Raw genomic sequence first — 21,673 nt, 5'->3', positions numbered from 1 at the left:
GGAAGTAGAGACGAATGATGTCACGTAAAACTGGATCGACCCATTCTTACCACCGTGAGAATCTGCGGCGTGATCTGCTGGAGGCCGGCTTTTCCTATGTTTGTGAACATGGGCACGATACGCTGTCGGTCCGGACGCTGGCCAGTATCGTCGGCGTTTCCTCCGGTGCCCCCTATCATCATTTCGCGGACCGGCGCGCCTTGCTGCTGGCGCTGGCCTGTGATGGCTATGAACGATTGAGCGGGACGGGGGCGGATAATCTGCGGGTGATTTCCGATCCGCTGGAGCGGCTGAGGGCGATCAGCCGGCACTTCCTGCTTTTCGCACACCAGTATCCGCGGCTGTTTGACCTGATGTATGAGAGTGAGCTGACCCGGCCGCAACTCGACCCCTTGATTAAAGAGGCGCAACTTCGCGGCTTTGCCCTGTTTAGGGAGGCAATGGTGCAAGCCGTTCCGACTATACCGGAACAAGATTTTGCGACGCGTATTCTAAGTGTGTGGTCCACTTTATTCGGATTTGCGATGCTCAGGAATAAAGAAATAATCAAACCCTATGAGATGTCGCAGGATATAGCGGACTCAGTCGTGGAATACATTATTGGTATGGCCGCTTCCGTCCGGTGAGCTTTTATGCCCGTCTCGGTGATGGGGACGATCAGCACCGCAAGCGCTGGCATTAAAAATGCTGCCTGGGTGGCGCGTACCAAGGCGCTTGACAGTCCGGCGCACTCAATCTAAGCATTGATTAGATTGAGTGCGCCACAATGCACCGGTCAAATAAAAATCAAACGAACTCTGGGAGGGCTTGATGAGCAACGCTATCAAGGGGACCATTGCCATCGTTGGTGCCGGGCCGGGCGGCATGGCCGCCGCCCTGGCGGCGATCCGGTTGGGGTTTCAGGTCGTGCTGTTTGAACGCGCCGCGGAAATCAAGGCCGCCGGCAATATCCTGAACCTCTGGCCGCCGCCGCAGAAGATATTGAAACTGATCGGCGTCGATACGGATGATCTTGGCGCACCCTGTCAGACATTCTTTGAACGGTATGATGGCAAGCAGCGTGCCGAAGTGGTGCTGCCCGATGCGGTGGTGAGCGAATATGGCGGCGGGTTTATCGGCCTGCTGCGCTGGGGGCTTTACAAGCGGATGCTGGATGCGCTCCCGCCCGGTGTCCTGCGTCTCGGCCATAATCTGACCAGCATTCAGGATGAGGGGCGACAGGTTAGGCTTAAATTCGCCAATGGCCAGGAATTTGTCGCCGACATCCTGGTTGGGGCGGACGGGATCAATTCATTTGTCCGCAAGCAATTATGGGGAGAGGAGCCGATCCGCCATCAGCGCCTGCATCTGGTTGGTGGCTATCTTTTTCTGAACAGTGCGCCGGAAGGCAAGGGGGTGATTGCCCATAACCGCACCACCCAGGTCAGCTATACCCCCATCCGGCATGAGGGGAAATGGGGATATGAATGGTGGGTGCTGGAAGCCTGCGACCCCGACCAGCCACCCCCGGCGGATTTGCTGGCATTCAGCCGGGAGCGGGCCGCCGGGTTCACCCGGAAGGTCAGGGAATTGATTGACGCAACCCCGGTTGCCCATCTCCAGCGCTGGGAAATCCGTGACCGTCCGCCACTGAAACAATGGTCCAAGGGGCGGGTCACCCTTGTTGGGGATGCGGCCCATCCAACCTCGCCCTATGCCGCCTATGGTGCCGGCATGTCCATTGAGGACGGTTACTTCCTGGCCCGTGAACTGGATGCGGTTTCGTTGGATGATACGGCCGCGGTCCGTGGCGCGCTGCAACGCTTTGAGGATCGCCGCAAGCCGCATACGGCACAGGTCAGCCAGGGCGCTTTCCATACCGGGCGCATGTTCCACCACATGCCGAAATTGCTGCGACCGCTGCGGGACTGGGTGTTCGACAACACGCCGCTGCTGCAGAAATTCGTCGGTGACGCCATGCCGGGGCATATCCTGTCCCAACTTGCCGAAATCGAGGATGCTCCGCCATTCCGGCGCATCAAAGCTGTCCCGTAAGGGGCAGCGGTTGCGGAGAAGTGTATTATACGCAGTTGCCATATCGCAGAGTGGTATACGCCCCGTGATCGCTTTCGATCACGGGGCGGCTGCATCAGCGGGAAAGGCCAAGTTGGGAGCGGATGCCGCGTTCCAGCCCGCGCAGTTCCGCCAGACCGCGCATCCGGCCCAGCAGTGAATAGCCGGGGTTGGTGACGCGGTTCAGATCATCCAGCATCTGGTGACCATGGTCGGGCCGCATGGGAATGCGCCGTCCCTGCGCGTCGGAAATATCGCAGATGGCGGCAACAATGTCCGCCATGCCGGCATCACCTTCCAGATGGGCCGCTTCATGGAAGGATTTGCCATCCCCTTCGCGCTGGACCGACCGCAGATGCACAAAGCCGATCCGGTCGCCCAGCCGCCGGATCATGCCCGGCAGGTCATTATCGGCCCGGACGCCGAAGGAACCGGCGCAAAAGCAGAGACCGTTGGCGACACTGGGCACCTGTTGGAACAGGTTGGTCACATCGGCTTCGGTGCTGACCACGCGCGGAAGGCCGAAAATGGGGAAGGGCGGGTCGTCCGGGTGAACGACAAGCTGCACGCCGCTTTGTTCCGCCGCCGGGCACACGGCGGCCAGGAACAGCAGATGGTTCTGGCGCAACTGTTCGGCATCAATATCGGCATAGGTCTGGATGGCGGCCAGGAACTGGGGGGAGCTGAAGCTCTCCTCGCTGCCCGGCAGGCCGGCAATGATATTGCGCTCCAGCGCCAGACGTTCTTCCCCGCTCATGGCGGCAAACAAGGTTGCGGCGCGCTGGCTGACCTCTGCGGCATAATCCGCTTCTGCCCCCGGCCGCTTCAGGATGAACTGGTCATAGGCGGCCACGGCGTCCCAATCGAACCGCAGGGCACGGGCACCATCCGGCATGGCATAGGAAAGGTCTGTCCGCGTCCAATCCAGCAGCGGCATGAAATTATAGGTGACAACCCGAATGCCGCTGGCGCCGAGGTTCCGCAAAGTCTGGCAATAGGCATCGATCAATTCTGCCCAATTCGCGGACCGGGTCTTGATCCCCTCATGCACCGGCACGCTTTCCACCACATCCCATGACAGGCCGGTGGCTTCGATCATGCTTTTGCGGGCCTGGATATCCTCCAGCGTCCAGACCGCGCCATTGGGCACCTCATGCAGGGCGGTCACAATGCCGGTGGCCCCGGATTGACGGATATCGGCCAGACGGACCGGATCCTGGGGGCCGAACCAACGCATCGTCTGCTTCATGAACATTCTGGAAATCCTCTGCACAGGCCCCGCCGAACTGGCTCGCGTGCCGGGGCCGCCTCTCTCAAAGTGCCTTTGCCATTCACCCGGATGGTCACGCTGGATTGATGACCGTTCGAACACCAAAAATCAAGAAAATTGGTAAGGCCAAAATAGTTTCTCTGAAGCCATTGTTCCTGCGTAAGCCGACGGCTGACTCCCCTGGGTTATGCTGCGCCTGCCCCGCAGGTGGCCGAACTTATTTAGCGATACCTTGTATCGGCCAAACCGATAGAGCCCCTCTCCGCCTGTCGGGATCAGCCAGAAATCTGGGGTTAATGAATTGTTTTGAAAGAAGCCGGTGGGGTTTGCCCCGGCGGAGCTTGCCACTGGCATGGCCGGTCCGGCCGATATACCTGTGCTTGACGGCCAGCAAGATTGAGCATTATTGGTAATGCCAGTTTGTCCATCCGGTAAATCCAGTGGCGGGGTGGGGCCTGCGTCGACGGGATCGTATTTCACCCAAGGCGGCCTGTATCTGTCCGTTCCAGATCAAAAATAAACTTTCAGGGAGTGAATGATGACGCGTTCCATGATGTGCTCTGCCGTGACCTTGATGTGTCTGGCAGCACCGGCCATCGCCCAAGGCACAGCCGACAATGCTGACTATGCGCTGGAAGAGATTGTCGTTACCGCGCAGAAGCGGCAGCAGAGCGCGCAGGACGTGCCTGTGGCCATGAGCGTCATCGGCGGCGATGCCCTGGCCAATGTCGGCGGCAGCCGATTGCAGGATTTGACCCAGCTGTCCCCCAGCCTGACCGTTACGCAAGGGGGCGACCAGAACAATAACTCCGTCGTTCTGCGTGGCGTCGGTACGTCGGCCTTCTCTGTCGGTGTGGAAGCCGCCGTGCTGGTGGTGATTGATGATGTGGCCGTGGGCCTGTCCGGCCAGGGCTTCAACGACCTGCAGGATATTGAACGGATTGAGGTGCTGCGCGGCCCGCAGAGCACGCTGTTCGGCAAGTCCGCCTCGGCCGGCGTCATCAACATCACCACCAAGGCGCCGACCGACACGTTCAGCGGCTCTGCCGAAGTGACGGTGACCGATGATGATGAGCAGCGCTATGCCGCCGGCCTGTCCGGCCCGATCAGCGATGAATTGAGTTTTCGGCTCAGCGCTGCCATCGGCCGCTATGATGGCAATATCAAGAATGTGACCACCGGTCGGATGATCAATGGCCGCGACACGGAGAATTACCGGGGCAAGCTGCTCTGGCAGCCGTCGGACAAGTTCGATGCTGCCCTGTCCGCTTATTATTCTAAGACCGAGGCGGATTGCTGCGAGTTTGTTTCGATCCGCAAGACGCCCGGCATCCGCAATCTGTTTGGTGTCACCACCAATTCTCAATTGGTGGGGATCACGCCCGGCCCCAATAATTTCGATGCCCGCGTCGATCCGGACCCGGTTTCAGACGCGAAGGATTATGGCGGCAATCTCAAGCTCAACCTGTATCTGGATGAGCATGTGCTGACCAATATTACCGCCCGCAGCCATTATTCCGCCAATGATCTGGCGGATTTTGACGGTGCTAGCGGTCCCCTGTTCGGCTTGCCCAACGGTCTGACCCAGTTCGGCTTCTTCCGGGGTGACACGTTCAGCAATGAATTGCGCCTGGCCACCACCAGCCAGAGTGATCTGCAATATGTTGCCGGCCTTTACTATGCCGATAACAGCTTCACCCGCCGTTTCACCCGCACCGGCCCGGCCCAGCCGGGCGATTGGCGCGGGGAGACCGGGTCCAAGACCTATGCGATTTTTGGTCAGGCCGATTATGCCATTGCCCAGGGCACCAAGCTGATTGCTGGCCTGCGCTGGAGCCGGGAAGATATCAGCTTCACCTATGACCGCTACCTTAATGCCGGCGGCAACCCGCCCTTCAAGACCAGCGGTTCCTCCGATGACAGCGTTGTGACCGGCAAGGCCGGCATTCAGCAGGAATTTGCCGACGATGTGATGGGGTTCGCCACCTATTCCCGTGGCTATAAGGGGCAGGCTTTCGACCTGACCACTTCCTTCACCCGGCCGGACAACCCGGCGCGCAACCCGGTACAGCCGGAAACCGCCAACAGCTATGAGCTGGGGGTGAAGGGGAGTTTCCTTAACCGTCGCGCCCGGTTGAACCTGACCGGCTTCCTGACTGATTATAATAACTTCCAGGCCCAATCCCAGGTGGCGGAGTTCGGGGGCAGCCTGTTCCTGGCCAATGTCGGCAAGCTGCGCACCAAGGGCGTGGAGGCCGAGGGATCATGGCTGGCCACGGACAGCCTGACCCTGAATGGCAGTGTTGCCTATGTCGATGCGGTGATCCGTTCCTTCCCCACGGCGGAATGCTATTTCGGGCAGACGGCGGCGCAGGGCTGCACCCTGCGGTCAACCGGTGGCCGCGCCCAGGATCTGGCCGGCCATACCCTGGCCAATTCCCCGAAATGGAAGTTCAATGTCGGGGCGGATTGGGAACTGCCGCTGGGGGAACTGCCCTTTACCAGCACGGTTAATGTCAATTACGCTTGGCAGAGCGAGGTGAATTTCGATCTGCGGGGCAACCCCAATACGGTGCAGGATTCCTACGGGATCACCAATCTCAGCATCGCCTTTGAGGATAGAGCCGAAGGTCGCTACCGGTTGACGCTGTTTGCCCGCAACCTGTTCGACAAGCATTACTTCTCCAGCGTCAATGATCTGACCAACGGCCTGATCGCCAATCCCTATCCCAACCCGTCCCCGGCGATCGATCTGCGCGGACGCCGGGCACGCGATGCCAGCCGCTATCTCGGGGCGCGTTTCTCGATCAAATATTGATCTGAAACGCGGTACCAGCAGTCACAATCAGCTCGAAGGCTCCCGATGAAGCACACACTGCTCGCCACAACCTTCGCCGCCATCGTCGCACTGGGGACTTTCCCCGGTGCGGCCTGGGCAGAAACGGCCGGCAAGGCCGACCCACGGATCACCATGGCGCTGAAGGAGGGCTGGCGGTTCCGCCTGGGGGATGCGACCGGCGCGGAAAAGGTGGATTTCCCCGATGGGGGCTGGCCCACCGTTGCCGTTCCGCATACCTGGAACCGGGTCGGCTATTACAAGACACCCTCGCCGGACCGGATCAACAAGCCGGATAATCTGGACAAGACCCAGGGTACCGGCTGGTATCGCCTGTCCTTCACCCCGTCAGCGGACTTCAAGGGCAAGCGCGCCTGGCTGCAGTTCGATGCTGTCAGCCGCCGGGCCGATATCTGGCTGAATGGCCAGTATCTGGGAAAGCATGATGGCGGTTTCTCCCGTTTCCGCCTGGATGCCACGGCGGCGCTGAAGCCGGGCCAGCCGAACCTGCTGGTCGTGAAGGCGGATAACAGCAAGCCGGTGCCAGGGGCGGCAACGGCGGATATTTTCCCGCTGGCCGGTGATTTCTTCGTGCATGGCGGCATCTATCGCAATGTCGCCCTGGTGGCGACCAGCGATATCCATGCCGACATGCTTGATCATGGCGGCCCTGGCATCTATGCCACGACCAAGGCGCTGGACGGGACCAGCGCCCAGGTGCAGGTCGCCATCCAGGCGCGCAACAGCGGCGCCCGCAACGCCAAGGTCACGATCGTCACCAAGCTGGTGGATGCGGAGGGCCGCGTCGCGGCGGAGGGGACGCAGACGGCCAGTCTGGCCCCCGGCAGCACGGCCAGGCTGGACCAGCCGCTATCCGTGACGAATGCCCGGCTGTGGCAAGGCACCGCCGATCCCTATCTCTATGATCTGGTGGTCGAATTCCAGGATGCACGCGGCCAGGTGCTGGACCGGGTGACCCAGAAATTCGGTATCCGTGAGGTGCGGTTCGACGCTAATAAGGGCCTGATCCTGAATGGCAAACCGGTGCGCCTGCAGGGCGTCGGCCTGCACCAGGATCTGGAGGGCAAGGGCTGGGCGATGGATGAGCAGGACATCGCCGCTGATATCGCCATCATCCGCGAGATGGGGGCCAACACCATCCGGCTGACCCATTACCAGCACGGGCCCACCATCCATGAACTGGCTGACCGTTACGGGCTGATCCTGTGGGATGAAATCCCGCTGGTATCGGCCTGGGCACCGCCCGGTGGCAAGGTGGCGACGGATGGGTTGCTGGCCAATGTGCGCCAGCAATTGCAGGAACTGATCCGGCAGAACCAGAACCATGCCGCCGTCGTCACCTGGGGCATCGCCAACGAGGTGGATTTCGGCACCACCCCGGTAGCGCCCTTCATCGGGATCACGCCCGGCTCCGATCCGGCCCCGCTGCTGCGGGAATTGCGGGCCTTGAGCACTGCCACCGACCCCAGCCGCCCCACGGTGCTGGCGACCTGCTGCGAGGGCGGCATGTTCGGTGACGCCTATATTCCGCTGGTGTCGGAGGAGGTGGAGCTGGCCGGCGCCAACCGCTATTTCGGCTGGTACTATGGCAAGCCTGCCGATCTCGGCCCCAACCTGGATGCGCTGCGCGCGGCGCGGCCCAACCAGCCGCTTTCCCTCAGCGAATATGGTGCCGGCGGTGCGGTGACGATCCACACGGATGACCCGCTGGGCGGGCCGGTGGATGCGCGCGGTCGTGACCAGCCCGAAGAATATATGAGCTATATCCACGAACAGGCCTGGTCTGTGCTGGGGCCGCGTGAGGATCTGTGGGCAAGCTGGATATGGAACGCCTTTGACTTCGCCACGCTGGTGCGCCGGGAAGGCGATGCGGAGGATGTCAATACCAAGGGTCTGGTCACCTATGACCGCAAGATCAAGAAGGACGCCTATTTCTTCTACAAGGCCAACTGGAACCTGGCCCCCACCGTCCATATCACCGGCCGCCGCTATGTCGACCGGGCCTATCCGGTCACCCATATCAGGGTCTATAGCAACGCCCCCGCGACCGATCTGCTGTTGAACGGGCGAAGCCTGGGGACGCGCAAGGATTGCCCCCAGAAGATTTGCATCTGGGAAAATGTGCCCCTGGATGAAGGGAATAATGAGGTGACCGCCACCGGGCTGTTCACGGAAGGGGCGGTCACGGACAGCGTCCGCTGGACCCTGGCGAGCGGTTCTGCCGGCAGCTTCCGTATCGATAGCGGTGCCCTGGTTGCCGCAGAGGCCAGCACCGGCCGCTTTGGCTCCGATACTTTCTTCACCGGCGGGACGGCCGGCAATGTGCAGCCCCCCAGCGGTTACGGCCCGCCGCCGCCCCGCAAACCGGTGAACGGCACCAGCGATACGGCGCTGATCTCCAGCTATCGGGAAGGGGATTTCACCTATCGCCTGCCGGTGCAGGATGGCACCTATCAGGTGACCTTGTCCTTCATTGAACCCGCCGCCGCAGCGGGGGAACGGCAGTTCGATGTCATCGCCAATGGCGACAAGAAACTCCGCGCCCTGGATGTTGCCGCCAGCGCCGGCGCCCCGATGACCCTGCTGAAGCGGGACTTCACCGTCAAGGTCAAGGGCGGCAGCCTTTCGCTGCATTTCGCCCCGATCAAGGGGCAGGCCATCGTCTCGGCGGTGGAGGTGGTGCGTAAATAAAGGCAAAGGCGGCCTTCAAGGGGCATGGGACATGCCCCTTGAAGGCCGGCGACGGCCAGCTTAACACCCTCATGGGCGCGTAAGCCAAGCTGCCGGATGGCAGCGCCCGGCGCCTGAGGGAGCATATGAATACAAAGAGTCATGATCCATGGCTCTTGGTATAAATTGGTCAGGCCGCCTTTTGCATTGACGGCTGTGGGGCCCTGGGCAGACAGGAGCCCTTTACCCGGCCACCTTGGTATAGCGTTCACGCTTTTTGCGCGCGGCATTGCGCGCTTCCTCAATGGCCTTTTCCTCCGTGGCGAACAGCAGGCTGTCCAGCACGGCCGTCAGATGCGCGCGCATGGCGGTGCGCGCCGCCGCCGGGTCGTGCGCGCAAAGCGCGTCATAGATGGCGGCGTGTTCATCAACGACAGGCTTGATATTGGCGCTGCGCGCCTTTTGGTGCAGCAGGGCGCTTTCCGGTGACAGGGAGCGTAATTCCCACAGCCGTTCCACCGTCTCCAGGATTGCGGAATTCCGTGTCGCCCGCGCGATGGCGACATGAAAGGCGCGATCCGCCTTTTCCGTGCCGGAGGGATTGTTGTTTTCCCGCTGAATTTCCCCGATCAGACGGGCGAGGTCGGCCAGTTCATCATCACGGATCTGCGTGGCGGCAAGGGCCGCGGCCTCCCCTTCGAACAGCAGCCGCGCCTCCGACAATTCGAAGGCGCTGATGTTGAAGCCGGTCATATCGTTTTTGCCGGGCAGACGTTTGACATAGGCGCCGGAGCCGACACGCACCTCCACAAAGCCCTGCACTTCCAGGGCGATCATCGCTTCACGCACCGTGGGGCGGGAGACATTGTACTGCAAGGACAGTTCGCGTTCCGCCGGCAGCCGGCTGCCAACAGCATATCGACCAGAGGCAAGTTCCGTGATCAGGCGGCGTGCCAGATCCTGATAAAGCCGGTCACCCGACGGCATGTCGGGGCGCGAAGGGCGATCCGCCACAGCATCACTCATAAGGCTCTCCAACCTGGCCTTACCCAATCGTTTAAGATACCAGATCATTTGGAATTGGTCTGGCATCTTTCTATCATGGCGTTTCCCATCTGCCTAGAACGGCCCTGTCGCGCCAACATTGGCCAATCGGCGGCAACGGAGGGAACGCGAATTTCTTGACAGTGTCGCTTATCGAGCCGCTATGTCCTGTCTGTCGGCGCTGCCAAACGCGGCGAGACCATGCATAAACAACGTGATTTTTGATATGGCACAAGGCGGCGTGGCCATGGCCGCCTTATGAAGGAGCTATGATCGGCCGGGTACGACAGCAGCGAAGCGGGATGACAGGGGCAGCCATGGCCTGGCTGCTTCTGCTGGCGCTTGCCCTGCGCGGTTTGCTGGCACCGGGCATGATGCCGGCCTTTGCCGCCGGTCCCGGTGGCCCCCTGATCACCATCTGTACTTCCATGGGTGAACGCACCATCGCCGTTGATGGTGCGCAGGATGGGCAGCTCCCGCATTCCGCCGAAGCCCCCTGCCTGTTTGCGGCAGCCGGCTTCACCAATCTGGGGGCGGTGACGGGGCCGGTTTTATCGCGGCTGGTGCAATGGCTGCCGTTCCTGCCACAACCACCGCCCCCCGTCCGCATGGCGTCGCGCAAGACCCATCCGGCTCAGGCCCGCGCCCCCCCCATGGCGATGATCCCATCGACCTGTCCGGGTTCCGCCGCCTGATCCCATGATGGGGGATGGGGTGGTGGACCACGCCCTCCCCAATCATGGGATGCATCATGAAGCCTGTGATGTCGCTGTCGCTTGCCGCTGAAGAAGCGGGCGAGGCACAGCCCCTGTTCGACGCCCTGATCACGCCGCCGGTTTCCATGGGTGACCGGGGTTTTGCGACCTTTCTGGTTGTCACATTGGCAGCGGTTTGCCTGATCAATCTGGGTCTTGTTTCCATCGGCCTTTGGTGGGCGACCTTGTTCCTCACCGGTAATCTGGTGTTTCTGCTGGCTGCCTTCATGGCGGTTCGCCGGGCGCGGGAGCGGTCGGAACGGGTCGTCGTGGAAGACGGGCAATTGCGCCTGGAGCGCCATTGGAAAGGCAAGCCCGGCTGCAGCGATACGCTGCCCTTGTTCGGGCTGCGGCTGGTGCGGGTGCGTGATGGCACCGGCCATTGCCGCCGCCTGGAACTGCATAACCGGTCACAGCGGCTGTGCTTTGCCGCCGATCTTACACCAGACGAACGGGAAGCCTTTGCCGAGGCCCTGGCGCGCGCCCTGCATCGCGCCGGCTATGCCATCGCCATGCCCGTCCACGCCTATTAAGCAAGAAAGATCAATCATGTTCAGGCGTAATTCCGGCCGCACCCTGTTGCTGGCCACCCTGTCCCTTGTGGGGCTGAGTCTTCCCGCCCAGGCCCAGGCCCAGGATATGCTGGATGAAATTATTGTCACCGCCACCCGCACGCCTGTGCCCCTTCTGGATGTACCGGCATCCGCCAGCGTCGTCACGGCCGCACAGTTCCAGGATGCGCAGGCCAATGACCTGGCCACCCTGCTGCGCCGGGTGCCGGGTTTGAATTTCGGCGGTGGCCCGCGCCCGGCCGGGCAAATCCCTGCCATCCGGGGCCAGAGCGGTGCCCGCATCATCTTGTCGGTGGATGGGGCGCGGCGCAATTATGCCGGGGGCGTTTACAGCCCGCTGGCCCTGGACCCCGATATGATCCAGCGGGTGGAACTGGTGCGCGGTGCTGCCTCGGCCGCCTATGGCAGCGGTGGCATGGGCGGCGTGCTGGCCTTCAAGACCCTGGACCCGGAAGATGTGCTGAAGGATGGTGCCAGCACCGGCGGGCGGATCAAACTGGGCTACCGCGATGGCAATGACAGCGCGTCGGGCAACCTGACGGCCGGTGCCAAGGCGGATGGGGTCGGTATCCTCGCCAGCGGCACTTACCGCCATTATAACGATATCGAAACGGGTGACGGCGGCAGCCTGCTGAATGATGGCCGCCTCTATGCTGGCTTGTTGAAGGGCACCTATGATTTCGGTCAGGACAGCCGGGTCGAGCTGTCCTACAAGCGCCAGGATGACAGCCTGCTGGGGCCCAACAATCCCTCTGGAAACAACGCCTTCCAGCTGCGTCAACGGCTGAAGCGCGATCAGGAGGAGGTGGTGGCCAGCCTTGTCGTGCGCCAGGGTGACTGGCTGGATGCCAGTGCCACCGCCTATTATAACGATCTGCATATTGATACGGAAAGCCGGGCCGCCACGCCGGTCTCCCCCACCGCCATCCGGGTGGAAACCGTCGGCGGCAGCCTGCAGAACAGCCATCGTTTCGATACCGGTTCATGGCTGTCCCACCGCCTGACCTATGGTCTGGATGGTTATCAGGACCGGTATCAGGACCGTACCGGCGGCCAGCCCAATGCCGTCAATCCCGATGGCAAGGCGGGCACCATCGCCGCCTTTGTCCAGGATGAGCTGCGCATTGCCGAGCAATGGACCCTGACGGGCGCGCTGCGATATGACCGCTACACCCTATCCCCCAAAGGCCAGGCGGAGACGGACAAGAACCGGCTGACCCCAAAGGTCAGCCTGCAATGGCGGATCAACCCGGCCGTCAGCCTTTATGCCGCCTATGGTGAGGGCTATCGCCTGCCGGGTTTTGGGGAGGCGTTCAGCAACCTGTCCACCCGGCAGGCCCTGTTCAATTTCCGCCCCAACCCCGGTCTGCGCCCGGAATCCAGCCAGGATTACGAGCTGGGCGGCAGCCTGAACCTGACTGATCTGGCCCTTGCCGGCGATGTGCTGCGTGTCAAGGCCAGCTGGTTTACCGAGGATGTGAAAGACCTGATCGACCGGCGCACGGTGGGCACCTATATCCGGCAAGCCCCCTTCGCCGGCACCGGGCTGATCTTCCAGAGCCAGAATGTATCGCGGGCCGAACGGGAAGGGGCGGAGGTGGAGATCGCCTATGGCGTCGGCCCCGTTGATCTGGGGCTGGCCCTGTCCCGCCTGCGCGCCAAGGACAAGGCCACCGGTGCCGGCCTGTTCGCCCCGCCGGACAAGGCGGTATTGACGCTGGCCTATGATCTGGGCCGGGGCTGGCGGGCCTTCAGCGCCACCCAGTTTGTTGACAAGCAGCAGCGCGACGCCACCGCCTTGCGGCGGCGTGACGGCTATGTCGTGCAGGATCTGGGGATCAGCTGGGACCATGGCTGGCTGCGCCTGGATCTGGGCGTCAGCAACCTGCTGGATAAAGCCTACGTCACCTATCAGCAGGCGCAGACCGACACATTCACCTATGAGGAGGGCCGCAGCATCAATGCCAGCGCGACCCTGCGCTTCTGACGGGGGGCGGGATCATGGCAATGATGAAGAAGGGGCGGCGGCTGGCCGCCCCCCTGTTGCTGGCCCTGACCCTGGCCGGTTGCGCCGCCCCGCCGCCCCAGGGCGTGCGGCCGGTCAGCCTGCGGTTCAGCCTGGATGCCGCCTGTGGTCAGGATATTACAGGTCTGGCGCCTGTGCCCGTGCGGCTGCGCGATGCGCGGCTGTTCGTGTCGGAGGTGGCGTTGATCGACAGGGCAGGGCAGCTGGTGCCGGTCACCCTGGATCAGAATCTCTGGCAGTATCAAGGCACAGCCCTGCTGGATTTTGAGGATGCGACGGGTGGGTGCACCGGCACGCCGGAACGCAATGACCAGATCACCGGCCATGCCGTGGCGGGTGATTACCGGGGCGTGCGTTTCACCATCGGGGTGCCGTCCGCCCTTAACCACGGCCCTTATGAAAAGGCACCCGCCCCGCTGGACCTGGCGGCCATGGGCTGGAGCTGGCAGGCGGGACGCAAATTCATCAAGATTGAACTGTTGCCGCAGGGCGGGGTGCAGCGGCCGAACGGCACGCCGACCAGCGCCTGGAACCTGCATCTGGGGTCCAGCGGCTGCGCCGGCGATCCGGTGAAGGGGGAGGCGGTGACCTGCGCGGCCGCCAACCGCATTCCGGTGCGGCTGGACCGGTTCAACCCGGCGCGCGACCGCATCCATATTGATCTGAAGGCGTTGTTTTCCGGCACCGATCTGACGCGCGACGGTGGTGGGGCCGTGGGCTGCATGAGCGGTCCCGCCGATCCGGATTGTCCGGCCATCTTCAAGGCGATGGGGCTGCGCCTGCTGCCATCCGCGACGGGGGTGGCCGATGCGGGCCAGCCATTGCCACAGGGGCAGCGCTTTCTTACGGTGGTACGGCCATGAAGCGGCTGATCTTATGTTTGCTGCTGTGGGCCGCCATCCCGGCGTCGGCAGCAGAGCCGGCCTGGGTCTGGAACCTGCCGGCCGATGTGCCCCCACCTTTGGTGCCATCGGATAATGCGATGAGCGAGACGCGGTTTCAGCTGGGCCGTCGCCTGTTCTATGACATGCGCCTGTCGGGTGGTGGCAATCTGGCCTGTGCCAGCTGTCACCAGCAGGACAAGGCCTTTACCGATGGCCGCGTTCTGGGCCTGGGTACCAGCGGAGAGAAGACGGCGCGCAACCCGCAGGGGCTGGCCAATGTCGCCTGGATGCCGACCCTGACCTGGGCTAACCCGGCCCTGGTCACGCTGGAACGGCAGATGGAAGTGCCGCTGTTCGGTGAACATCCGGTGGAAATGGGCGTCAATGATGCCAACCGTCCGGCCATTCTGGCCCGGATCACGGCCGACCCCGCCTATCAGGCGGGGTTTGCCCAGGCCTATCCGGGGGAGCCGGTCAGCTTCACCACCATCATCAAGGCCATTGCCAGCTTTCAGCGCGGCATCACCTCCTTCAATTCGCGCTATGACCAATATCTGCGGGGGGAATTGGCCCTGAATGCGGCGGAGGAGCGGGGGCGCATCCTGTTCTTTGGTGAAAAGGCGGAATGTTTCCACTGCCATGGCAGTTTTAATTTCAATGATCAGGTGCGGCATGTGAACAGCCGCACCGTCGATCTGCCCTTCCACAATACCGGACAATTCAACATCGATGGCAAAGGGGCCTATCCCCTGGGCAATGAAGGGCTGTTTGAACATACGGGCAAGCCGACCGACCGCGGTGCCTTCCGCGCCCCCAGCCTGCGCAATGTCGAGGTGACCGGCCCCTACATGCACGATGGCGGCGTGCCCAGCCTTGAACAGGTGCTGGACAATTATGCCGCCGGCGGGCGGGTAACGCCAAGCGGCCCGGAGGCCGGCGATGGACGGCTGAACCCCCATAAAAGCGACCTGATCGCCGCCATCGACCTGTCGCCGGCCGAACGAGCCGACATCATCGCCTTCCTGAAAACCCTGACTGACCGGGAGTTGCTGACCAATCCCCGCTTTGCCGACCCGTTTCGGCGTTAGCGGCAATATTGGATGGCCACCGGATCAATCGACGTTTCTTCTTTTGAGAGCATCATGAAAACCCATTCATTCTTCCGCCGCGCCATTCTGGCCGGTCTTTCCCTGCCTGCTCTGATGACAGTTCCGGCCGTTGCCCAGAACAAGATCAAGGATGAAACCGTAGCCTTGCCACGCATTTCCGTCACCGATAGCCTGCGCGACGGGGCGGCACCCACGGCGGCGGAAACGGTCGGCACCGGCTCCTACACCAGTTCTGCTGTTACCCTGATGGGCAAGGAAGCTGTCTCCATAAAGGAAACTCCCAGTTCTGTTTCTGTCATCACCCGCCAGGTGATGGATGATTGGAACATGGTGACACTTCAAGATGCGCTGTCACAGGCGACAGGCGTCACCACCATTCCCAATGATGGCACCCAGGCCCAGTATAATTCCCGCGGCTATGGCATGAACGCCATGTATAATGGCATTCCATCCTATAATGCCCTGAGCGGGAACCAGCAGTTCGACCTGGCGATCTATGACCGGGTGGAGGTGCTGCGCGGCACGGCCGGTATGCTGATGGGCACTGACCCCAACCCCGGCGGTACCGTCAATATGGTGACCAAACGTGCCCGGGCGGACTTTGCCGCGACAGGCACACTTTCCTATGGTTCCTGGAACAATCTTCGCGCCATGGCCGATGTCACCGGTGCTGTCAATACGGACAGGTCGCTGCGCGTGCGGGCCGTGGCGTCGGGCCAATGGCGGGATTATTTCTATGACCATGCCGACAGCAATAAGCAGGTGGGATATCTGACGGCGGAATATGATATTGGTGCGGCCACCACCGTGGCGGCCACCGGCGTGGTACAGCGCGACCGTGCCACCCCGTTTTACGGGATTCCTGTTTACAGCAACCTGACCATCCCCAAATTGCCGCGTTCCTTCAGCCCGACTGCACCCTGGGCGCGGAACGATACCGACACCTATGAACAGACGCTGGCCGTGGAGCACCGGCTGGACAGTGGCTGGGTGCTGAAGGGGCAAGCACGCTGGTGGCAGCGGGATTATCGCTTCAATGACAGTTACGCGGCCAGCGCCGTCAATCCGGCTAACAATACAATCTCTTATGCCCGACGCGATAACAGCTGGGAGTATTTCCGTCAGAATATCGACCTTTACGCCGCCGGTCCGCTGGAACTGTTTGGCCGTACCCACAATCTGGTGGTTGGCTATAACCGCGAACGCTACCAGTCCAATAACCGGGGCGGTTCTGCTCCGGTCCTGAACAATGTCCCGCTGTTCAACCTGGAAGGATCGGGCGCCTGGATCAGGCCCGATATTCCCGCCACGTCGGGTGGGAAAAGCTATACGTTCCAGGAGGGGGCCTATGGTCAGGCGCGGATCAAGCTGCTGGACCCGCTGACCCTGGTGGCGGGTGGCCGTTTCTCCTGGTTCACCACCCGCTCACGCACTATGGCGCCGTCGGTGCCCACCGACTGGCGGCAGGGGGCCAAGGCGGATGGGGAGTTCGTGCCCTATCTGGGGGCCATCTATGATGTGACGCCACAGGTGACACTCTATGCCAGCGGTGCCCAGACCTTCATTCCGCAGACGGTGACCGACTATACCGGCCGCACCCTGGACCCGCGCAAGGGCACACAATATGAGGTCGGGGCCAAGGGCACCTTTCTGGATGAAAAGCTGAATGCCAGCCTGGCCCTGTTCCAGATCGAAGATACCAACCGCGCCTATGCCGATCCAGATCATCCCAATTTCTACCTGCAGATCGGCAAGGTGCGGTCGCAGGGGGTGGATGCAGAGGTGACGGGCCAGCCGCTGCCGGGTTTCGACCTGACGGCAGGGTACAGCTATCTCTACACAGAATATATCAAGGACCGGACCAGTCAGGGCCTGAATTTCAGCAATTGGTATCCCAAACATAGCCTTAAGCTGCTGGGTCTTTACCATATTGAGGATGGCGCGCTGACCGGGTTCAGCCTTGGTGGCGGTGTCACCTGGGTTACCGATTACAGCGGCAATGGCAGCAATGCGAAGCTGGCGCAGAACGGCTTTGCCCTGTTCAACGCCCAGGCAGGTTATCGGATCAATGAGACGCTGTCGGTTTCCCTGATCGCCAGTAACATCTTTGACAAGAAATACTTCGCTGCCCTGGGGCGTTCCACCAACACTTATAACAGCTATGGCACGCCGCGGGAGTTCACCGCCACCCTGACCGCCAAGCTGTAAGGGGAGCAGGCCCCCGTCCGGATAGCTGGTATCGGGACGGGGGCCTGTATCGTTGATGCGTCCGATCCGGCCGCCGCCCATCCCCTTGCGACTGACTGCCTTGTTGCTGACATGCCTGCTGCATGTCGGGCTGCTCTGGCTTGTCTGTATTGTGCGGCCACTGCCGACGGGGCCGGTGGTGCCGCTGCAGGTGCAGAGCGTGTCGCTTGTTCCAGCGGCCCCGCCTGTGCCGGTGCCAGATCTGGCACCGGTGCGTGCCGCGCTTGTCCCCCCGTCCAAGCCGCCGCCCTTGCTGCCGATACCTGCCTTGCTGCCAAGCGTGACACCGACGCAGCCGGTGGCAAACCGGGTGGATGGCACGGAAAGGGGGGATGCGCCTGCGGCCCAGCCCCTTACGGGGCCTGACGGTGACATGTCCCCCGGCCCGCAGGCGGAGCCGGCGGCGGTTGGCCCCCCGCCGGATTATGTTGGCCGCATCCTGGCCAGGCTGGAACGGGCCAAGCGCTATCCGGTGGCGGCGAAGACCGCGCGGCAGGAAGGGACCGTGTTGCTGCGCTTTGTCCTTGATCGCCGGGGTCGCTTGCTGGATTGGCGGATCGAAGGCTCGTCTGGTGTTGCGGCCCTGGACGAAGAAGTGGCAGCCCTGGTCCGCCGCGTGGCACCGTTCCCACCATTTCCCGACGATATGGCGCGTGACCGTCTGGAATTGACCGTGCCCATCGATTTTTCGCTCTCAACCGGGCACTAAACCCGCCCCAATCTGACAGAAATTCTTATACCAGCGGCACGAAATCATGACCCTTGGCTTACGCGGGCACGCGCCCGCGGGCCAGCCGTCGCTGGCCTCCAAGGGGCAATACTCCGCTATTCCTGCCAGCCGATGCTGAGCCTGAAAGTGCGCGGGCGCAGTGGGGTGGTCTGGGGGCCGGCGGACAGGGTGAAGGGATTGCCATAGGCGAACTGGTTGGCGTCGCCGTCCAAAATATTATCCACCGCAAAGCCCAGCGACCAGCCGTCGGACCAATCCAGTTTCATCCGTCCGTTCACCTGATTGACCGGGCCCTGGCGGATGGCGTTGCTGAAGGTCAGGTGGGTGCGCCCGGTATGGGTGTAATCCAGGGCGGCCAGCAGATGTGCCTGATCACTGATGGCCCCCTGCCAGGAAAGGCTGGCACTGCCGCTGAGATGGGCAGCACCGGGAAGGCCCCCTTCCGTCCGGCCGGCAAAGGCGGGGGCAACACGGGTCAGTTCCGGGTCGTTCAGGATCACGGTCGCATCCAGCCGCCAGGGGCCCAGATGCAGGCGGGGGGCGATCTCAATCCCGGTATTGCTGCCATCCCCGGCATTGGTGGTGACGGTCAGCCCGTCGGCGCGCAGCTGATCGGTCTGGATGTTGCGCCAGCGCGCATGGAAAATGGCGGCATCCAGCGCCAGACGCCCCTGCCAGAGCGACAATTTGGTGCCCAGCTCATAATTCCACAGCTCATCCGTCCGGAAATGGGCCGCCCGATAATCCTCCCCGGATGTTGTCGCCGCCTCCTCGATATTAAGACCGCCGGGGCGATAGCCCTCCGTCATCTGGGCATAAAAGCTGGCCCCCTCCCAAGGGTGCCAGGTCACGGCCAGTTTGGGGGTGTAATCCGTTTCCTTGGCGTAACCTTCCGTCTCGGCCACCGATGCGGCGGGGGCCAGGGCTTTGGCCTCCACCTCCTGCGCCACATGGAACAGGCGGCCGCCGGTCGTCAGGGTCCAGTGGGGGAGAAAGCGCCAGGATGCCTCACCGAACAGGGCGGCTTCCCTCACCGTATCATCGCGGTCGCGCCGCCACAGGTCACTGCCAAGGGTGGCCGCCTTGGTCAGGCGGCGGCTGGATTGCGCCGTCTGCTGCGACAGGTGCAGCCCGCCCAGCCAGCGGATGGCAGCATCCTCATCATTCTCACTGGTCAGCCGGGTTTCATGGGTCCAGAGCCGGGACAATTGCGCCTCATGAAACAGGGCGGGCTGGGCGGGCAGCCCGGCCAGGGCTGGCACCGCCGTGCTGGCATCATAGAAACTGTCAATCTCGTGCCGCACAAAGGCGGTGGTGCTGTGCAGTTGGGCAAAGGGCAGGCTGCCGGTCAGGGTGACATGCGCCTCGTCGAAATCATTGTCATGCGGTTCGGCCAGTTGCGCGGCGCGGGTACAGCAGCCGCGCCGCCCCTGGATATAATGGCTGTCATCGGTGTCGATCAGTTGATAGGTGCCGCCCAGTTCCAGCCGCCAATCCTCCGCCGGGATCAGGGTGAACAGGGCGCGGCCGCCCTGCATGTCGGTGCGGTCGATATTATGCCGCCCCGCCGTATCGATCACCCCGCCTTCCCGTTCCGCATAAAGCGCCAGCCGCATTCCCAGCCGGTCGGTCAGCAGCGGCTGGTTTAACACCGCCTCCACCCCGCCGCCGGGGGCGCCGCTGCGGGTCAGGCTGCCATAAAGCCGGGCTTGTGCAGACCGCTCCGACAGGTCGGGGGCCGCCGGCACGATGCGCAGGATGCCGCCGATGGAGCCACCGCCATAAAGCGTGCCCTGGGGCCCGCGCAGCACCTCCACCCGGTCCACATCGATCAGGTGCAGATGCGGGTCGGGCGCATTGTAATTGACCTTGGCATTGTCCAGATACAGGCCAACCGTCGCCTGGGTCTGGCCGGTGAAGGCGCTGTCGGACAGGCCGCGGATCGCCAGCTTGTTGCGCCCCGGCCCCAGATGCGTGCTGCCCACCCCGCCCAGCAGGGGCAGGGCGGCGTCCGGATCAGACGTGCCAAGCCGGGCCAGATCAGCCGCCGTCAGCCAGCCCACAGAAACGGGCAGGCTGGCCGGATCGGCCCCACGCTTGGTCGCCGTGACGATGATGGATTCCATTGGCACCACCACCGGCCGCGCGGCGGCGGGCAGCACGTGCGGGGGGGCCAAGGCTTCCAGCCGATAAGCACCGGGGCCGACCTTGCGGAAGCCCAGCCCGGTCCCGGCCAGCAGCCGGGTCAGCGCTTGTTCGGGGCTCAAGGCGCCGCTGGCACCGGGGCTGTGCCGCCCCGCCAGCGGCTGATCCCCGCCGATGGAAATGCCCGTCTGCTGTGACAGGGCGGCCAGCGCGCCGCCCAGGGGACCGGCCGGAACGGCAATCCCCCCCTCGGCCGCCAGGGCTGGCGGCACGGTCAGCAGCAGGGCAAGGGCGGAAACCGGCAGAAGACGCAAAGCGGGGACCGTCAGGGACGTTTTGAGAGCACGAACCTATCACCCTGGCGCACCACCACAATAGGCAGCAACCCCTGCAGGGTGGCCAGCAGCACCGCCTGATCTGCATCCAGGTGCAGCACGCCAGAGAAATGCAGGGCCGCCGCCGCCCCTTCCGCCCGCATGGGCAGCGGATAATGGCGGGACAGTTCGGCCAGCACCTGCGGCAGCGGCGCATTGTCAAACGACAGCCGGCCTTGCGCCCAGGCGGTGGCGGCCTGTGCATCCACCGTGGTGACGGGGCCGGGGGGCTGGCCTTGCGCCGCGCTGATCTGCTGCCCCGGTGTCAGGCGAACCTTGGCCCCGCCTGTCTGGTCACCGACATCCACCAGCCCGCGCGTGACGGTGACCGTCACCGACCGGTCCAGGTGGCGGACATTGAAGGCCGTACCGACCACGGTGACCAGCCGTTCACCGGCCGCCACGGTGAAGGGGCGGGCGGCATCCTTGGCCACATCAAACAGCGCCTCCCCCTGTTCCAGCACCACGGCGCGGCGGTCGGCGGACAGGGCGACGCTTAACCGGGTGCCGCTGTTCAGAATGATGCTGGACCCGTCGGCCAGTGTCACCGTGCGGCGCTGGCCCGGCGCGGTCTCAAACATTTCCGGCAGCGGGGTTGGCGTGTGGCGACCGGTCAGCGTCAGGGCCAAAGCGGCAGCGGCGGCCGCCGCACCGCCCAGGAACCAGCGGCGGGAGCGGTTCGCCGGGGCGGTGGTGTCGGCCTTTCGCCGGCTGGCCAGATCGATGATGGCGGCCTGCGGCTCCGCCGGCAATGCCGCCACCTGCCGCCACAGGCTTTCCACCTGATCATAGGCGCGGCGGTGGCTGGGATCAGCCTCCAGCCATTCGGTGAAGGCCAGCCAGACCGCCTGATCGGCATCGCCCTGCAGGCGGGCGTGCCAATCCGCCGCCTGTTCCAGGCGGGGATCAAGGGGCGTATCGGTTGGGCGGTTCACCAT

Annotated in this window: 15 protein-coding genes; 11 read left to right on the top strand and 4 right to left on the bottom strand. The window is 63.1% G+C overall.

Annotated elements, in window-relative coordinates:
* Positions 1 to 14: 14 nt before the first annotated feature.
* Together PCJ49_RS03310 and PCJ49_RS03305 are read left to right on the top strand one after the other, a co-directional pair.
* Positions 15 to 626, top strand: coding sequence for a TetR/AcrR family transcriptional regulator (locus PCJ49_RS03310; protein ID WP_269909701.1), 612 nt, complete (start codon positions 15 to 17; stop codon positions 624 to 626).
* Positions 627 to 810: 184 nt separating this feature from the next.
* The gene (locus PCJ49_RS03305; RefSeq protein WP_269909700.1) at positions 811 to 2,034 is read left to right on the top strand and encodes an NAD(P)/FAD-dependent oxidoreductase; all 1,224 of its coding nucleotides are present in this window, start codon (positions 811 to 813) and stop codon (positions 2,032 to 2,034) included.
* Positions 2,035 to 2,128: 94 nt separating this feature from the next.
* Here PCJ49_RS03305 and uxuA read toward each other — a convergent pair whose 3' ends face one another.
* Positions 2,129 to 3,307: a mannonate dehydratase gene (gene uxuA, locus PCJ49_RS03300; protein ID WP_347710415.1), complete on the bottom strand. Its 1,179-nt coding sequence runs from the start codon at positions 3,305 to 3,307 to the stop codon at positions 2,129 to 2,131.
* Positions 3,308 to 3,857: 550 nt separating this feature from the next.
* On the opposite strand from uxuA, the gene PCJ49_RS03295 reads away from it, so the two are divergent.
* Together PCJ49_RS03295 and PCJ49_RS03290 are read left to right on the top strand one after the other, a co-directional pair.
* Entirely contained in the window at positions 3,858 to 6,140 is a 2,283-nt protein-coding gene (locus PCJ49_RS03295; RefSeq protein WP_269909699.1) for a TonB-dependent receptor, read from the top strand.
* A 45-nt stretch (positions 6,141 to 6,185) separates the two neighbouring features.
* A complete protein-coding gene (locus tag PCJ49_RS03290) occupies positions 6,186 to 8,870 on the top strand; it encodes a glycoside hydrolase family 2 TIM barrel-domain containing protein (RefSeq protein ID WP_269909698.1) in 2,685 nt (894 codons plus the stop codon).
* A gap of 222 nt (positions 8,871 to 9,092) precedes the next feature.
* Here PCJ49_RS03290 and PCJ49_RS03285 read toward each other — a convergent pair whose 3' ends face one another.
* Positions 9,093 to 9,875, bottom strand: a complete 783-nt coding sequence (locus PCJ49_RS03285) for a FadR/GntR family transcriptional regulator (protein WP_269909697.1) — start codon at positions 9,873 to 9,875, stop codon at positions 9,093 to 9,095.
* A 335-nt stretch (positions 9,876 to 10,210) separates the two neighbouring features.
* On the opposite strand from PCJ49_RS03285, the gene PCJ49_RS03280 reads away from it, so the two are divergent.
* From PCJ49_RS03280 to PCJ49_RS03250, 7 genes are read left to right on the top strand one after another with little or no spacing between them, the layout of a single operon-like run.
* The gene (locus PCJ49_RS03280) at positions 10,211 to 10,588 is read left to right on the top strand and encodes a DUF2946 family protein (RefSeq protein ID WP_269909696.1); all 378 of its coding nucleotides are present in this window, start codon (positions 10,211 to 10,213) and stop codon (positions 10,586 to 10,588) included.
* A 56-nt stretch (positions 10,589 to 10,644) separates the two neighbouring features.
* Positions 10,645 to 11,181, top strand: a complete 537-nt coding sequence (locus PCJ49_RS03275) for a DUF2244 domain-containing protein (RefSeq protein WP_269909695.1) — start codon at positions 10,645 to 10,647, stop codon at positions 11,179 to 11,181.
* A gap of 16 nt (positions 11,182 to 11,197) precedes the next feature.
* Entirely contained in the window at positions 11,198 to 13,207 is a 2,010-nt protein-coding gene (locus tag PCJ49_RS03270) for a TonB-dependent hemoglobin/transferrin/lactoferrin family receptor (RefSeq protein WP_269909694.1), read from the top strand.
* Between the two features lie 14 nt (positions 13,208 to 13,221).
* Positions 13,222 to 14,109: an MbnP family copper-binding protein gene (locus PCJ49_RS03265; RefSeq protein ID WP_269909693.1), complete on the top strand. Its 888-nt coding sequence runs from the start codon at positions 13,222 to 13,224 to the stop codon at positions 14,107 to 14,109.
* Positions 14,106 to 15,218: a methanobactin export MATE transporter MbnM gene (locus PCJ49_RS03260; RefSeq protein ID WP_269909692.1), complete on the top strand. Its 1,113-nt coding sequence runs from the start codon at positions 14,106 to 14,108 to the stop codon at positions 15,216 to 15,218. The genes PCJ49_RS03265 and PCJ49_RS03260 overlap by 4 nt, the downstream gene beginning before the upstream one ends.
* 54 nt (positions 15,219 to 15,272) lie before the next feature.
* Positions 15,273 to 17,447, top strand: coding sequence for a TonB-dependent siderophore receptor (locus PCJ49_RS03255; protein ID WP_269909691.1), 2,175 nt, complete (start codon positions 15,273 to 15,275; stop codon positions 17,445 to 17,447).
* A 55-nt stretch (positions 17,448 to 17,502) separates the two neighbouring features.
* Positions 17,503 to 18,195, top strand: a complete 693-nt coding sequence (locus tag PCJ49_RS03250; RefSeq protein WP_269909820.1) for an energy transducer TonB — start codon at positions 17,503 to 17,505, stop codon at positions 18,193 to 18,195.
* Positions 18,196 to 18,311: 116 nt separating this feature from the next.
* Here PCJ49_RS03250 and PCJ49_RS03245 read toward each other — a convergent pair whose 3' ends face one another.
* Both PCJ49_RS03245 and PCJ49_RS03240 read right to left on the bottom strand, forming a co-directional pair.
* Positions 18,312 to 20,675 carry a TonB-dependent receptor gene (locus PCJ49_RS03245; RefSeq protein WP_269909690.1) on the bottom strand — a complete coding sequence of 788 codons (2,364 nt, stop codon included), beginning with the start codon at positions 20,673 to 20,675 and terminating at the stop codon, positions 18,312 to 18,314.
* Between the two features lie 11 nt (positions 20,676 to 20,686).
* Complete coding sequence (locus tag PCJ49_RS03240) at positions 20,687 to 21,673, bottom strand: FecR domain-containing protein (RefSeq protein WP_269909689.1); 987 nt, start codon at positions 21,671 to 21,673, stop codon at positions 20,687 to 20,689.

It is taken from the genome of Niveispirillum sp. BGYR6, from assembly GCF_027568365.1.
Taxonomy (GTDB): domain Bacteria; phylum Pseudomonadota; class Alphaproteobacteria; order Azospirillales; family Azospirillaceae; genus Niveispirillum.
This window is presented reverse-complemented; position numbering and strand designations above follow the sequence as displayed.

What these genes read in the sequence shown, in the direction of transcription:
- PCJ49_RS03310 (WP_269909701.1), top strand. Translation starts at nt 15, where the DNA reads ATGATGTCACGTAAAACTGGATCGACCCATTCTTACCACCGTGAGAAT.
- PCJ49_RS03305 (WP_269909700.1), top strand. Translation starts at nt 811, where the DNA reads ATGAGCAACGCTATCAAGGGGACCATTGCCATCGTTGGTGCCGGGCCG.
- uxuA (WP_347710415.1), bottom strand. Translation starts at nt 3,307, where the DNA reads ATGTTCATGAAGCAGACGATGCGTTGGTTCGGCCCCCAGGATCCGGTC.
- PCJ49_RS03295 (WP_269909699.1), top strand. Translation starts at nt 3,858, where the DNA reads ATGATGACGCGTTCCATGATGTGCTCTGCCGTGACCTTGATGTGTCTG.
- PCJ49_RS03290 (WP_269909698.1), top strand. Translation starts at nt 6,186, where the DNA reads ATGAAGCACACACTGCTCGCCACAACCTTCGCCGCCATCGTCGCACTG.
- PCJ49_RS03285 (WP_269909697.1), bottom strand. Translation starts at nt 9,875, where the DNA reads ATGAGTGATGCTGTGGCGGATCGCCCTTCGCGCCCCGACATGCCGTCG.
- PCJ49_RS03280 (WP_269909696.1), top strand. Translation starts at nt 10,211, where the DNA reads ATGGCCTGGCTGCTTCTGCTGGCGCTTGCCCTGCGCGGTTTGCTGGCA.
- PCJ49_RS03275 (WP_269909695.1), top strand. Translation starts at nt 10,645, where the DNA reads ATGAAGCCTGTGATGTCGCTGTCGCTTGCCGCTGAAGAAGCGGGCGAG.
- PCJ49_RS03270 (WP_269909694.1), top strand. Translation starts at nt 11,198, where the DNA reads ATGTTCAGGCGTAATTCCGGCCGCACCCTGTTGCTGGCCACCCTGTCC.
- PCJ49_RS03265 (WP_269909693.1), top strand. Translation starts at nt 13,222, where the DNA reads ATGGCAATGATGAAGAAGGGGCGGCGGCTGGCCGCCCCCCTGTTGCTG.
- PCJ49_RS03260 (WP_269909692.1), top strand. Translation starts at nt 14,106, where the DNA reads ATGAAGCGGCTGATCTTATGTTTGCTGCTGTGGGCCGCCATCCCGGCG.
- PCJ49_RS03255 (WP_269909691.1), top strand. Translation starts at nt 15,273, where the DNA reads ATGAAAACCCATTCATTCTTCCGCCGCGCCATTCTGGCCGGTCTTTCC.
- PCJ49_RS03250 (WP_269909820.1), top strand. Translation starts at nt 17,503, where the DNA reads ATGCGTCCGATCCGGCCGCCGCCCATCCCCTTGCGACTGACTGCCTTG.
- PCJ49_RS03240 (WP_269909689.1), bottom strand. Translation starts at nt 21,673, where the DNA reads ATGGTGAACCGCCCAACCGATACGCCCCTTGATCCCCGCCTGGAACAG.